Source organism: Novosphingopyxis sp., assembly GCF_965218915.1.
Lineage (GTDB): Bacteria > Pseudomonadota > Alphaproteobacteria > Sphingomonadales > Sphingomonadaceae > Novosphingopyxis.
Genome location: NZ_OZ244708.1, coordinates 1,687,956 through 1,701,203, shown reverse-complemented (window position 1 = coordinate 1,701,203; position 13,248 = coordinate 1,687,956). Strand labels below are relative to the sequence as shown.

The following is a 13,248-nucleotide window of genomic DNA, read 5'->3' as shown; positions in this document are numbered from 1 at the left end:
ATAGCATCCAGCAGGACGGACTATTCCATGGCCAAGCTTCATCTCGTGTTCGGCGGCAAGGTCGCCGATCCGCGCGTATTAGATTTTACTGATATCAGCAAACTCGATATCGTCGGCATCTATCCGGATTACGAACAAGCCGAAGAGGCTTGGCGCGCCGCAGCGCAGCGTACGGTGGACGATGCCGAGATGCGCTATGTGGTGGTACATCTGCACCGGCTGCTTGAGCCCGGCGATCCCGCAAATCCGTGAGGCGTTTGCCTATTGTGCAATCTTAAATTCAAGTCATTCCAGACTTGATCCGAAATCCATGGCACACTGGCACTTCGGCGGGCCCTGGATTCCGGCCTTCGCCGGAATGACGTAGCTCGATAGCGATGGCCGGCCAACTCACGCCTTGCGATAACGCAGGATCAGCAGCGGGCGCGCCAGCAGCAACCCGACCAGAAAACCGCCGATATGCGCCGCGATGGCGATACGCATCCCATCGGTGCCAAAGGCGAACGCCATCATCAGGTTCAATCCGATCCATAGCAGCATGAGTTGCAGCCCGCGCGCCAGCTCAGCCGGAAGCGGCCCGACCGGCTTGGGCCGGTTGCGCGCGAACAGGATCATATATCCCGCGATAATCGCCGCAATGGCGCCGCTCGCGCCCAGCACTGGGTTGATCGAATGCGGCGACCACAGGATTTCGGCGAACCCGCCCGCCAGGGCACCAAGCAAATAGACCAGTCCCATCAGCCGCCAGCCCAAAGCCAGTTCGACAAAGCGTCCGCAGAAGAACAGGATCAGCATATTGAACAGCAGATGCATAAACTCGACATGCACGAAGGCATGCGTCAGCAGCGTCGCCGCCGGGGGCAGCGAGAAGTCATAGGCTACGGTGTCACCCATCCTGCCGGTAAAGCGCGCCGGGATCAGCGCCATCTCGATCACGCCCTGCTGCTGCCATCCCCCCAGCCATAGAGCCAGAAAGACGAGCACATTGATCCCGACCAGAATATTGGTCAGCGGACCTTTGGGCACATTCATAAGGCGAGCTCCGCCCCCACTGGATCAGGCAAATGGATCGGCCAAATCCCGGGGGTCAGATGAATTCTATCTTCTCGACCAGATAATATTTGTCGCCGGACGGCACGGTCACCTCGACCTCTTCTTCTATCTTTTTGCCGATCAGTGCGCGGCCGAGCGGGCTCGAATAACTAAGCTTGCCGTTTTTGGCGTCTGCCTCGGCCTCGCCGACGATCTGATATTTGACCGGCTTGTCGTTCTCGTCGAGCATGGTCACGGTGGCGCCGAACACAACCTTGTCTCCGGAAAGCTCGGACGGATCGATCACCTGCGCACGGCTGAGCTTGTCCTCGATGTCGGCGATCGACGCCTCGACCTGGCCCTGGCGTTCCTTCGCGGCATGATATTCCGCGTTTTCGGAAAGATCGCCATGGGCGCGCGCCTCTTCGATCGCATCGACGATCAGCGGGCGCTCTTCCTTCAGCAATTTCAGCTGGGCGCGGAGCTTATCCATGCCCTCGGCTAACATCGGCATTTTCTCGAACGTCGCCATTGCGGCATCCTTCGCTTCTCGAACAAAAACAAATCCCTCGCGGCTGGCCGGTGCCATCCCGCCCGCAGTTCGATTGATTGTAAGGGAGTTACTGCGACTGTGAATAATAGTCCTGAAGCGACCGAACTTCAAGACTATGCGATGTAAGCGCGCCGATCGCCTGAATCGCGGCCACTCCCGCCGCCGCCGTGGTGTAGCTCGCGACATTCTGACGCAGCGCGGAGGCGCGGATGCTGGCGCTGTCTTTCAGCGATTGCCAGCCCTCGGTGGTGTTTAAGATCATCGCGACATCGCCGTCCTTGATCCGGTCGACGATATGGGGGCGACCCTCGGCCACCTTGTTCACGCGCTCCACGTCCAGCCCCTCGCCCTGCAGATAGCGCGCCGTGCCGCCGGTGGCGATCACCTCGAACCCCAGCGCAATGGCGCCCTGCACCGCGGGCAGGATCACCGGCTTGTCGCTGTCCTTGACCGACACGAACAGCGTGCCCGAAAGCGGCAGGTCCATCCCCGCCCCGATTTGCGACTTGGCGAATGCGGTGGGGAAATCGGCGTCGATGCCCATCACTTCGCCGGTCGATTTCATTTCCGGGCTCAGCACCGGATCGACGCCGGGGAAGCGCGCGAACGGGAACACCGCCTCCTTCACCGCGACATGCGCGATGTCGAGATCGATCGGCGGCAGGTCGGCGAGCATTTCCCCCGCCATCACCCGCGCCGCGATCTTGGCGATGGGAATGCCGATCGCTTTGGCGACGAACGGCACGGTGCGGCTGGCGCGCGGATTAACCTCGATCAGAAAGATTTCGCCGTTTTTCACCGCGAACTGCACATTCATCAGACCGCGCACCTTGAGCCCGAACGCCAGCGCCTCGGTCTGCCGTTTGACCTCGGCAATGATCTCGGCGGACAGGCTGTGCGGCGGCAGCGAGCAGGCGCTGTCGCCCGAATGGACGCCCGCCTCCTCGATATGTTCGAGCACGCCCGCGACCACCACCTGCACGCCGTCGCAGATCGCGTCGACATCCACCTCGATGGCGTCGCGCAGATACTGGTCGATCAGCACCGGGCTATCGCCCGACACCTGCACTGCCGTCGCGATATAGTTTTCCAGCTGCTCCGGGCTGTCGACGATCTCCATCGCGCGTCCACCGAGCACATAGCTGGGGCGCAGCAGCACCGGATAACCGATGCGCTCGGCCCCCGCGAGCGCCTCTTCCAGGCTGCGCGCGATGCCGTTTTCGGGCTGTTGCAGCTCAAGTTGGCGCACCATCTTGGCGAAGCGCTCGCGGTCCTCGGCCAGATCGATCGCGTCGGGATCGGTGCCGAGGATCGGAATGCCCGCATCCTCCAGCGCCTGCGCGAGGCCGAGCGGCGTCTGCCCGCCGAACTGCACGATCACGCCCTTCAGCGTGCCGTTCGATTGCTCGACATTCAGCACCTCGAGCACGTCCTCGGCGGTCAGCGGCTCGAAATACAGCCGATCGGACGTGTCGTAATCGGTGCTCACCGTTTCCGGGTTGCAGTTGATCATGATCGTCTCGTAACCCGTTTCCTTGAGCGCGAAGCAGGCGTGGCAGCAGCAATAATCGAACTCGATCCCCTGCCCGATCCGGTTCGGCCCACCGCCTAGGATGACGATCTTCTCGCGGTCCGTGGGCTCGGATTCATTCTCCGGCTCGCCGAACAGAGGTGCCTCGTAAGTCGAATACATATAGGGCGTGGCGGCATCGAATTCGGCGGCGCAGCTGTCGATGCGCTTGTAGACGGGCCGCACGCCCAGCTTGTGCCGCAGCGCGCAAACTTCGGCCTCGTTGGTCGCGCCGGCCATCGCCTGGATCACCGAACCGATGAGGCCGCCCGACTGCGCGACCGCGCGGCCGCTGCCGTGCGCGACATGCACCGAGTCCACCGCCAGATTGGCCAGCCGGGCATCCGAAAAACCCATGGCTTTGAGGCGGCGCAGCCCCACCGCGTCGATCGGCAGGCCGTTTTCCTCGATCTCGGCTTCGGCGGCGACGATCGCCTCGATCTGCCGCAGAAACCACGGATCGTAAAAAGTGATCGCGTGGATTTCCTCCACCGAGAACCCCTCGCGCATGGCCTGCGCCACCACCAGGATGCGCTCCGGCGTCGCTTTCGACAGCGCCTCGACGATGCGCTCACGGCTCATGCCCTGCAATTCGCGCACACGGTTGAACCCGTCGAGCCCGGTTTCCAGCCCGCGCAGCGCCTTTTGCATGCTCTCGGCGAAACAGCGCCCGATCGCCATCACCTCGCCCACCGATTTCATCGCGGTCGACAGATTGTTCTCGGCGCCCTTGAACTTTTCGAACGCGAAGCGCGGGATCTTGGTCACCACATAATCGATCGTCGGTTCGAAACTGGCGGGCATCGCGCCGCCGGTGATGTCGTTGGCGATCTCGTCCAGCGTATAGCCCACCGCCAGCTTGGCCGCGACCTTGGCGATGGGAAAGCCGGTGGCCTTGGACGCCAGCGCCGAGCTGCGCGAGACGCGCGGGTTCATCTCGATAACGACCAGCCGCCCATCGGCCGGGTTCACCGCGAACTGCACGTTCGATCCGCCGGTCTCCACGCCGATCTCGCGCAGCACAGCGATGCTGGCGTTGCGCATGATCTGATATTCCTTGTCGGTCAGCGTCAGCGCCGGTGCGACGGTGATGCTATCGCCCGTATGGACCCCCATCGGATCGACATTCTCGATCGCGCAGATGATGATGCAATTGTCGTTTTTGTCGCGCACCACCTCCATCTCATATTCTTTCCAGCCGAGCACCGATTCCTCGATCAGCACCTCGGTGGTGGGACTGGCATCGAGCCCGCCGCGCACGATCTCCTCGAACTCCTCACGGTTATAGGCGATGCCGCCGCCGGTGCCGCCCATGGTGAAGCTGGGGCGGATGATCGCGGGCAGACCAGTGTGCTGCACCGCTTCCAGCGCCTCTTCCATCGTATGCACGGCGACCGAGCGCGGGCTCTGCAGGCCGATCCGGTCCATTGCCTCGCGGAAGCGCTGGCGGTTCTCGGCCTTGTCGATCGCATCGGCATTGGCGCCGATCAGCTCGACGCCATATTTCTCCAGCGTGCCGTCCGCGTGCAGCGCCAGCGCGCAGTTGAGCGCGGTCTGCCCGCCCATCGTCGGCAGCACCGCCAGCACATCGTCCGGCCGTTCGGTGCGTTCCTTGGCGATGATCTTGGCGACCATTTCGGGCGTCACCGGCTCGATATAGGTGGCGTCCGCCATATCCGGATCGGTCATGATCGTTGCGGGGTTGGAGTTGACGAGGACGATGCGATAGCCCTCCTCGCGCAGCGCCTTGATCGCCTGCGTGCCCGAATAGTCGAACTCGCACGCCTGCCCGATGATGATCGGCCCCGCGCCGATGACGAGGATGGTGGAGATGTCGTTACGTTTGGGCATTTGGCTCAGCGATCCGAATTGCTATATGGGTTCAGAGTAAATGAAGGAGTGGACCATCGATGGAACGGATTTCCCGAGGCGATGACAGCGCCGCCGCCGAACCTGCTGGAACGACCGAAACCGATGCCGCGAGCGGCGACTATGGGGACGATTGGGTTCATGAGCTTATCGCGATGACGCGGCCCGGCGTCGAGATCAACGTGCAGAGCCGCGGTTTGAGGGAGCACTCATGGAACGCGTAACCTTCGACATCGAAAGACCCGAGGTCGCGAAAGCGCTCCACGCCATAGCCGATGTGCGGGGACGCAGTATCCAGGATGAACTCTCCGCGCTCGTCGAGAAGACTTATGCGCCCAAGACGAGAACCGATCCCGAAGGTCCGAGCGACAATTGGGTTCGGGAGTTGATTGCCATTGCCCGGACCATCGATTTGCCGGATGGCCTCGATCCTTATCTCCCCGAACGCAGGGCCGAGGATTACACGCCGATCAAGCTGTGATCCTGGTCGATACCAACGTCTGGAGCGAGGCTTCCAAGCCGAACGGGAGGGCGGAAGTCCTGCACTGGCTAGAGGAGAACCGACACGACCTGTGGCTTTCGGCCGTCGTGATTGCCGAAATCCGGGCAGGGATCGAAAACCCCGAGGCGTCGGAAAAGCGGGAAGGGCTGGAATGGTGGCTCGCGAAACTGGAAAGGGCGAATGCAGATCGTACGCTGTCGTTCGACAGAACCGCCGCATACGCGCTCGGCAAGCTGCTGGTGAAAAAACCACAGGAGGCCAAGATGCTCGATATGTTGCTGGCTGCACAAGCGTTGTCACGCGAATGCCCCATTGCAACGCGCAACGTCAGAGACTTCGCATGGACGGGCGTTCGGTCGATCGACCCTTGGAGCGATGGAAAGTAACCCGCTTAAACCATCGAACTCGCATGCCTGCCCGATAATGATGGGGCCGGCGCCGATGACGAAAATGGTGGAGATGTCAGTGCGTTTGGGCATTATTTTCCAGGTGCTTCGCGAAAGGCGCCATTGCCGACAAAAACGTAATCGATTTCGTTTCGTGCAGAAGCAAACTGCAACGCCGCCATCAGACATCCGTACTTTGAATTAAATGCTTGAAACGAGAGCTCTCGATCAGGCATCAAGGCAATCTTTCCATGGAACTTTTTTAGTGCGCTGCCTGGCTCGACATCGCAAAGACGCTCTAGCGCCTTCGCAAATTGAAGATCGTCCTCATAGTCTGCTCGATTAGGGAAACTTTTGAGCAGCTTCAGCTTCCGAAGTTCTTTCTCAGCGCTTTGCAGGATGACGGGTCTGATCAGTTCGTAGCTATAATCTGAATATGCCGACTGCATCCCCTCATTCTCGAAGCTAACGAACTGACCTCGAGTGGCTTCGTGGATGCAAGGAAACTGGCTGGCATCTACGCCAGCGCCGTCCCGGATGAGAATTTCGAAGCCCTGCAAAATATCCTCATACTGAATGATAAAGTCTGCCGTCTCCATGCCGCAATTTTGCATGGATGTTTCGATGACTTGTTCCTGTACTTGTAGAGATTCCGGCGGCAGATCAATCATTTCAACCCTACCACAAACCGCTCGAACAGATAAAAGCTGTCCTGCGGCCCCGGGCTGGCTTCGGGGTGATATTGCACGCCGAACACGCGGCCGCCCTTGGCCTCAAGCCCGCAATTGGTGCCGTCGAACAGGCTGACATGGGTCTGGGTCACGCCGTCGGGCAGCGTGGTTCCGTCGACCGCGAAACCGTGGTTCATGCTGGTGATCTCCACCACATCGTCGCCCAGCCGCTTGACCGGATGGTTGGCGCCGCGGTGGCCTTGGAACATTTTTGCCGTTTTCGCGCCCAACGCCAGCCCGAGCAGCTGGTGGCCGAGGCAGATGCCGAAGATCGGCATGTCGCGCTCAAGCAAGCCCTGGATCACCGGCACGGCATAGTCGCCGGTCGCGGCGGGATCGCCGGGGCCGTTGGAGAGGAACACGCCGTCCGGGTTCAGCGCCAGGATATCGTCGAGCGATGCGCGCGCCGAGACCACGGTGACGCGCGCTCCGGCGCGAACAAGGTTGCGGAAGATGTTGCGTTTCGCGCCATAATCGATGGCCACGACATGGGGGTGCCGCTTGAGCCCCCCCCCTTCAGGGGAGGGGTTGGGGTGGGGGCTCTCGACAGACGCAGCGCCAGCCGGAGAGTCCCCACCCCCGGCCCCTCCCTTGAAGGGTAGGGGAGAAGTGGCATAGCCCTGCCCCAATTCCCACGTCCCGCCCTGCTCCCACAGATGCGTTTCCTCGCCGGTCACCTCGGATGCCAGGTCCATGCCTTCGAGCCCGCGATAGCCCTCCAGCGCCGCCTGCAGCTTGGCGAAATCGAACAGCCCAGCCTGGCTGTGCGCGATCACCGCGCCGGGGGCGCCTTCGCGGCGGACGAGGCGGGTCAGCGCGCGGGTGTCGACGCCCGCAATCCCGATCAGCCCCTCGTTCTGCATCCACGCATCGAAGCGATCAGTCTGGCGGAAATTGCTGGGCGCGGTCACATCCTCGCGCACCAGGCAGCCAAGCGCATGCGCGTGGTCCGCCTCGGCATCCTCCTCGTTCACGCCGACATTGCCGATGTGTGGGAAGGTGAAGTTGACGATCTGCCCGGCATAGCTGGGGTCGGTCAGCACCTCCTGATAGCCGGTCATCGCGGTGTTGAAGCACAGCTCGCCGACCTTCACGCCGTCGGCGCCGAAACCCCTACCCCAGATCGCGCGGCCGCCAGTCAGCAACAACAGTCCCGTGGCGCCGGGCGGGGCTTCGGGAATGCCGGTGTCGGACATCGCGGATTCTTCCTTCGCAAGGGTGCGCGCGCCGCACTTAGCATGCAGCCTGATCAAGCGCCGGGCTACAACCGCGCAGCCTTCATGGTCAATCTATGAAAGCCCCTGCGATCGCGCTATAGCGGTCGCTTATTTTCCAGCGAACAAACCGGAGAGCATATGATTCGCGATGAGCTGAAGGCCGCCCAGATCGCCGCCATGAAGGGCGGGGACAAGCCGCGCCTGGCCGCCGTCCGCCTGATGCTGGCCAAGATCAAGGACCGCGATATCGAGCTGCGCGGCAAGGAGCCGGGCGACGACGATGCGATGATCACCGATGCGCTACAGAAAATGGCCAAGCAGCGCCGCGAATCGATCACCATGTTCGATGATGGCGGGCGCGACGAGCTGGCCGCCGCCGAACGCTCCGAACTGGAGGTGATCGAGCAGTTTCTGCCTAAGCAGATGGACGAGGTGGAAACCCGCGCCGCGATCGACAAGGTGAAGGACGATATCGGCGCCGAGGGCTTGAAGGACATGGGCAAGGTGATGGCCGAGCTTAAAAGTCGCCACGCTGCCGAGCTCGACATGGGCCGCGCCAGCGCGCTTGTTAAGGAGAGCCTCTCATGACCCGTTTCATTGCGATTTCCACACTGGCCATTTCCCTGTCGCTGGCCGCGTGCGCCAAGCAGGAAAACACGCCCGACGATCAGGGAGATGCCCGCACTGATCTCGAAGCCGCCACCGACGATTTCATCGTGAACGCAGGCGATTTCGACCGCGAGCAGCTCGGCGCCAGGATCGTCGGACCCGTGGGGCCGGAGGTCGAGGGATCGCTGGTGATGGCCGACGGCACCTCGATCGGCGATATCAAAAGCTATGTCGCCTGCCCGGAGAATATCGACACCTGCGATCCGGCCAAACTGCCCGCGGACACGATCTACACCTTTGTGCATATGGTCACGCCCGGCGTGGACGAACCCAATGACGATCCGATCGCGCAGCCCGAAACCGTCAAGCCGGTCGCCAAGTCGGTTACCTTCCGCATGACCATGCCCGCGGGTAGCTTTGCCGGACAGGCCGGTTATTCGCTCGAACAAGCCCGCGCCGCGCTGGGGCCGCAGGGCACGTTCACGGTGAAGTGCAACGAAGGCATGCTGGTCTGGGAAGTCGCGACCGGGGAAACCTGGGGCACCGGCGAACCGGTCACCTTCTTCTGGAAATCGCGCAAGCCCCCCAAGGGCCCGGCCGACGCCTACGGCTTCGAGGCCGACGGCTATACGGCCAAGGGCAAAGGCCCCTTCCCCGCCCCTACCGCGAACGGCGATGCGACGGGCTGCACCTGACCGGCGCTTGACGGCTTGGCGAATGCTGGGCGCGCATCTAGACTGCGGCCATGACGCTTTCCCCGCAATGGCTGGACCAACTCAAGGACCGCACGAGCCTGTCCTCGCTAATCGGGCGCAGCATCAAGCTGACCAAGGCGGGCCGCGAATATAAGGCGTGCTGCCCGTTCCATAACGAGAAGACGCCGAGCTTCACGGTCAGCGAGGAAAAGGGTTTTTACCACTGCTTCGGGTGCCAGAAGCATGGCAGCGCGATCGACTGGATGATCGATTATGCGGGGCTCGATTTCATGGACGCGGTCAAGGCGTTGGCCGACGAGGCGGGGATGGACGTGCCCGCGCCCGATCCGCAGGCGGCGCAGCGCGCGGAAAAACGCGCCAGCCTGCACGATGTGATGGCGGCGGCGCAGGAGCGGTTCGTGGCGCGGCTGACCGATGTCGGCGGATCGCGGGCGCGAGAGTATCTGAGCGCTCGCGGGCTGAAGCCGGAGACACTGACGGCGTTCGGCTTCGGGTTCGCCCCGGACGAACGCGGCGGTATCGCGGGCGATCTCAAGGATATCGAGACCAAGGATCTGATCGAGGGCGGCATGCTGATCGATGTCGAGGGCAAGCAACCCTACGACCGGTTCCGCGGCCGCGTGATGATCCCGATCCGCGACATCCGCGGCCGCGTGATCGCGTTTGGTGGCCGCGTTTTGGGAGACGGCGAGCCGAAATATCTGAATTCGCCCGATACGCCTTTGTTCGACAAGGGCCGCACGCTCTACAATCTGGACAAGGCCGCGCCCGCCGCGCGCCAGACCGGCCGGATGATCGTGGTCGAGGGCTATATGGACGCGATCGCACTGGCGCAGGCTGGCTTCGCGGACGTGGTCGCCCCGCTCGGCACCGCGCTGACCGAAACGCAGATCGAGCTGTTGTGGAAGCAGGTCGAGTGCCCCGTCCTGTGCTTCGACGGTGATTCGGCGGGCCAGCGCGCCGCTTTTCGCGCCGCCACCCGCGCGCTGCCGCTGCTGCGCCCGGGCCATAGCCTGGCTTTTGCCACGCTTCCCGCCGGGCAGGATCCCGACGATCTGTTGCGCAGCGCCGGGCGCAATGCCTTTGCCGAGCTGCTGGAGCGTGCCGAGCCGTTGGTCGAGCGATTGTGGAACCACGAGCGCGCCGCTGCGCCGCTCGCCACGCCCGAACAGCGCGCGGCGCTCAAGGCGCGTCTGAACGAGCATGTTCGTACGATTCACGACGACGACATCCGCCATCATTATAATCACGCCTTCAGGGAACGCCTCGATACGCTGTTTGCGCCGTCTCCCCGGCGCTATGAAGGCGGGCGTTTCGGCGGCGGTCGGTTCGACGGCCGGCGGCAGGGCCAAGCGCGGCGCGGGCCTTGGAAGCCCCCACCCGGCCCCGTCTCGGCGGCGCTCAAGGGCCTCAATTCCGCCAGTTTCGACCATCATATCGTGCGCGCCGTGATCGCGGGGCTGGAGCGTTTCCCGGACATCGCCCAGTCGCATTTCGAAATGCTCGGCGATTATCATCCCGCCGACGCCGCGCTCGCCCGGCGGCTCGATGCGCTGCTGCACCCGCCGTCTTCGCCGCTGCGGGGGGTTGATCCCAAGGGCAGTTATCCCATATCAACCGATGCTGAATTGTATAATAGAGCGCAAGGGCCGATCGGGGCCGAGCCGCTGATCTTCTCATTCAATCGGCAGACACTACCCGGCGCGGCCCCATTGGGGGACGAGGAACGGGCAAAACGGGATTTGTGCGAAGCTATTCGCGTTATGGTCGAACGACCCGCCATCGAAGCCGCCTTGGAGCGCGCGACACGGGCGGCCGAAACGAACCTGACCGATGATAGTTATGCAGAACAACAAAGGTTGCGCGCCGTGCGGGAGGAATTCGACCGGCGGCTCGCGGATCTCATGCAGGAGCAGGACGTGTGACGCGTCCCACCCGCGACAGAATGAAAGAGTATTGCATTGGCAACCCGGACGAAGAAAAACGAATCGAGCGACGCGGGCGATAACGGCGATGCGCCGCTGATCGATCTGAACGACGCCAAGATCAAGAAGCTGCTGACCCGGGCGAAGAAGCGCGGCTATCTCACCTATGACGAGCTCAACGACGCGTTGCCGCAGGATCAGATGAACTCGGAACAGATCGAGGACGTGATGTCTGCGATATCCGAAATGGGCGTTAACATCGTCGAGAATGACGAGGAAGCCGCCGAGGAGCCCGAGGACGAAGTCGAGAGCGTCGACGTAAAGGCGTCTGCGGATAAGAAGGCCGTCGACAAGAAAACGCCCGTGAAAAAGCCGGCCGCGGGCGAGCGCACCGACGATCCGGTGCGCATGTATCTGCGCGAGATGGGCGCGGTCGAGCTGCTCAGCCGCGAGGGCGAGATCGCCATCGCCAAGCGCATCGAGGCCGGCCGGGACACGATGATCCTGGGGCTGTGCGAATCGCCGATCACCTTCCACGCGATCATCGAATGGTCCGCCGCGCTCAACGAGGGCGAGATGCAGCTGCGCGAGATCCTCGATCTCGACGCCATGCTGTCCAAGGAACCCCCCCCTGAAAATATGGAGGATGATGAGGACGACGACGGCGAGATCAGTGAAAAGACCGCCGGCCCATCCTACAAGGAAGACGACGACGAGGAAGACAATAGCGACGAGGGCGACGAGGATGACGACGACGATGTCGCTGCCGAGCGCCGCAAGAAACGGCAGGAGGAAGAGGACGACGAAGAGGACAACACCCTCTCGCTCGCCCAGATGGAAGAGGCGCTGAAGCCCGATGCGCTGATTCGCTTCGCGCGAATCGAGGATCTGTTCCGCAAATTCTCCAAGCTGCAGGAAACGCGCATGAACGCGCTCGGCGTCGGCGACGATCTTAATGCCGCGCAGGAAAAAAAATATCACAAGCTGCGCGAAGACCTGACCGCCGAGGTAGAATCGGTTCAGTTTCACGCGACCAAGATCGAATATCTGGTCGACCAGCTTTATGCCTTCAACCGTCGCCTCACCACGCTGGGTGGCCAGATGTTGCGTCTCGCCGAGCGTCACAAAGTACCGCGCGGCCAGTTCCTCGAGCAATATGTCAGCCATGAGCTGGACGAGAATTGGCTCGAAACCGTGTCGGGCATCGATAAGAAATGGAAGAAATTCGTCGAGAGCGAAGCCGATGCGGTCGACCGTATCCGCTCGGAAATCGGCGATATCGCATCGGCCACGGGCATGAGCCTGAACGAATTTCGCCGTATCGTGAACATGGTGCAAAAGGGCGAGCGCGAGGCGCGTATCGCCAAGAAGGAAATGGTCGAGGCCAATCTTCGGCTGGTGATCTCTATCGCCAAGAAATACACCAATCGCGGGCTGCAGTTTCTGGATCTGATCCAGGAAGGCAATATCGGCCTGATGAAGGCGGTCGACAAATTCGAATACCGCCGCGGTTACAAATTCAGCACCTATGCGACCTGGTGGATTCGTCAGGCGATCACGCGTTCGATCGCGGATCAAGCGCGCACCATCCGCATCCCGGTGCACATGATCGAAACGATCAACAAGTTGGTGCGCACCAGCCGCCAATTCCTGCACGAGCAGGGCCGCGAGCCGACCCCGGAGGAAATGGCCGAGCGCCTTTCCATGCCGCTGGAAAAAGTGCGCAAGGTGATGAAGATCGCCAAGGAGCCGATCAGCCTCGAAACGCCGATCGGCGACGAGGAGGATTCGCATCTGGGCGATTTCATCGAGGACAAGAATGCGATCATCCCGGTCGACGCCGCGATCCAGGCGAACCTGAAGGAAACCGTCACGCGGGTTCTGGCCAGCCTTACCCCGCGCGAGGAACGCGTGCTGCGCATGCGCTTCGGCATCGGCATGAACACCGATCACACCCTTGAAGAGGTCGGTCAGCAGTTCAGTGTAACCCGCGAACGCATCCGCCAGATCGAGGCCAAGGCGCTGCGCAAACTCAAGCATCCCAGCCGCAGCCGCAAGATGCGCAGTTTTCTGGATCAGTAATCCACAAGCTTTCCACCGGGGCCGTGCGATACGCAACCTCGGTAGTAACACCCTCT

13 protein-coding genes are annotated in these 13,248 nt (G+C 62.1%); 8 read left to right on the top strand and 5 right to left on the bottom strand.

All coding sequences use genetic code 11. From position 1 onward, the window contains the following. Nucleotides 1–27 precede the first annotated feature (27 nt). Entirely contained in the window at nucleotides 28–252 is a 225-nt protein-coding gene (locus ACOQPC_RS07830) for a DUF4170 domain-containing protein (RefSeq protein ID WP_420605190.1), read from the top strand. 138 nt (nucleotides 253–390) lie between these two features. Here ACOQPC_RS07830 and ACOQPC_RS07825 read toward each other — a convergent pair whose 3' ends face one another. From ACOQPC_RS07825 to carB, 3 genes are all read right to left on the bottom strand, one after another. Next, nucleotides 391–1,032 carry a rhomboid family intramembrane serine protease gene (locus tag ACOQPC_RS07825; protein WP_420605189.1) on the bottom strand — a complete coding sequence of 214 codons (642 nt, stop codon included), beginning with the start codon at nucleotides 1,030–1,032 and terminating at the stop codon, nucleotides 391–393. Between the two features lie 55 nt (nucleotides 1,033–1,087). Beyond that, on the bottom strand, nucleotides 1,088–1,564 hold the full coding sequence (greA, locus tag ACOQPC_RS07820) for a transcription elongation factor GreA (protein ID WP_420605188.1): 477 nt from the start codon (nucleotides 1,562–1,564) through the stop codon (nucleotides 1,088–1,090). An 88-nt stretch (nucleotides 1,565–1,652) separates the two neighbouring features. After that, the gene (gene carB / locus ACOQPC_RS07815) at nucleotides 1,653–5,006 is read right to left on the bottom strand and encodes a carbamoyl-phosphate synthase large subunit (protein WP_420605187.1); all 3,354 of its coding nucleotides are present in this window, start codon (nucleotides 5,004–5,006) and stop codon (nucleotides 1,653–1,655) included. A gap of 59 nt (nucleotides 5,007–5,065) precedes the next feature. Between carB and ACOQPC_RS07810 the strand changes: the two genes are divergently transcribed. Genes ACOQPC_RS07810 through ACOQPC_RS07800 form a run of 3 tightly spaced genes read left to right on the top strand, consistent with a single transcriptional unit; the run spans nucleotide 5,066 to nucleotide 5,912 of the window. Beyond that, nucleotides 5,066–5,248: a hypothetical protein gene (locus ACOQPC_RS07810; protein WP_420605186.1), complete on the top strand. Its 183-nt coding sequence runs from the start codon at nucleotides 5,066–5,068 to the stop codon at nucleotides 5,246–5,248. Then, the gene (locus tag ACOQPC_RS07805; RefSeq protein ID WP_420605185.1) at nucleotides 5,236–5,505 is read left to right on the top strand and encodes a hypothetical protein; all 270 of its coding nucleotides are present in this window, start codon (nucleotides 5,236–5,238) and stop codon (nucleotides 5,503–5,505) included. The genes ACOQPC_RS07810 and ACOQPC_RS07805 overlap by 13 nt, the downstream gene beginning before the upstream one ends. Then, complete coding sequence (locus ACOQPC_RS07800; RefSeq protein ID WP_420605184.1) at nucleotides 5,502–5,912, top strand: PIN domain-containing protein; 411 nt, start codon at nucleotides 5,502–5,504, stop codon at nucleotides 5,910–5,912. Before ACOQPC_RS07805 ends, ACOQPC_RS07800 begins: the two co-directional genes overlap by 4 nt. Nucleotides 5,913–6,004: 92 nt before the next feature. On the opposite strand, the gene ACOQPC_RS07795 is transcribed toward ACOQPC_RS07800, so the two are convergent. After that, nucleotides 6,005–6,583: a hypothetical protein gene (locus tag ACOQPC_RS07795; protein ID WP_420605183.1), complete on the bottom strand. Its 579-nt coding sequence runs from the start codon at nucleotides 6,581–6,583 to the stop codon at nucleotides 6,005–6,007. Further along, on the bottom strand, nucleotides 6,580–7,839 hold the full coding sequence (gene carA, locus ACOQPC_RS07790) for a glutamine-hydrolyzing carbamoyl-phosphate synthase small subunit (RefSeq protein ID WP_420605182.1): 1,260 nt from the start codon (nucleotides 7,837–7,839) through the stop codon (nucleotides 6,580–6,582). The genes ACOQPC_RS07795 and carA overlap by 4 nt, the downstream gene beginning before the upstream one ends. Nucleotides 7,840–7,998: 159 nt before the next feature. Between carA and ACOQPC_RS07785 the strand changes: the two genes are divergently transcribed. The 4 genes from ACOQPC_RS07785 to rpoD are packed head-to-tail and all read left to right on the top strand — an operon-like array spanning nucleotide 7,999 to nucleotide 13,192. Next, nucleotides 7,999–8,448 (top strand): GatB/YqeY domain-containing protein, encoded by a 450-nt coding sequence (locus ACOQPC_RS07785; protein WP_420605181.1) that lies wholly within the window; start codon nucleotides 7,999–8,001, stop codon nucleotides 8,446–8,448. Further along, entirely contained in the window at nucleotides 8,445–9,164 is a 720-nt protein-coding gene (locus ACOQPC_RS07780) for a hypothetical protein (protein WP_420605180.1), read from the top strand. The genes ACOQPC_RS07785 and ACOQPC_RS07780 overlap by 4 nt, the downstream gene beginning before the upstream one ends. 50 nt (nucleotides 9,165–9,214) lie before the next feature. Beyond that, nucleotides 9,215–11,110 carry a DNA primase gene (gene dnaG, locus ACOQPC_RS07775; protein WP_420605179.1) on the top strand — a complete coding sequence of 632 codons (1,896 nt, stop codon included), beginning with the start codon at nucleotides 9,215–9,217 and terminating at the stop codon, nucleotides 11,108–11,110. 36 nt (nucleotides 11,111–11,146) lie between these two features. Continuing rightward, complete coding sequence (gene rpoD / locus ACOQPC_RS07770) at nucleotides 11,147–13,192, top strand: RNA polymerase sigma factor RpoD (protein WP_420605178.1); 2,046 nt, start codon at nucleotides 11,147–11,149, stop codon at nucleotides 13,190–13,192. The last annotated feature ends 56 nt before the right edge of the window (nucleotides 13,193–13,248 follow it).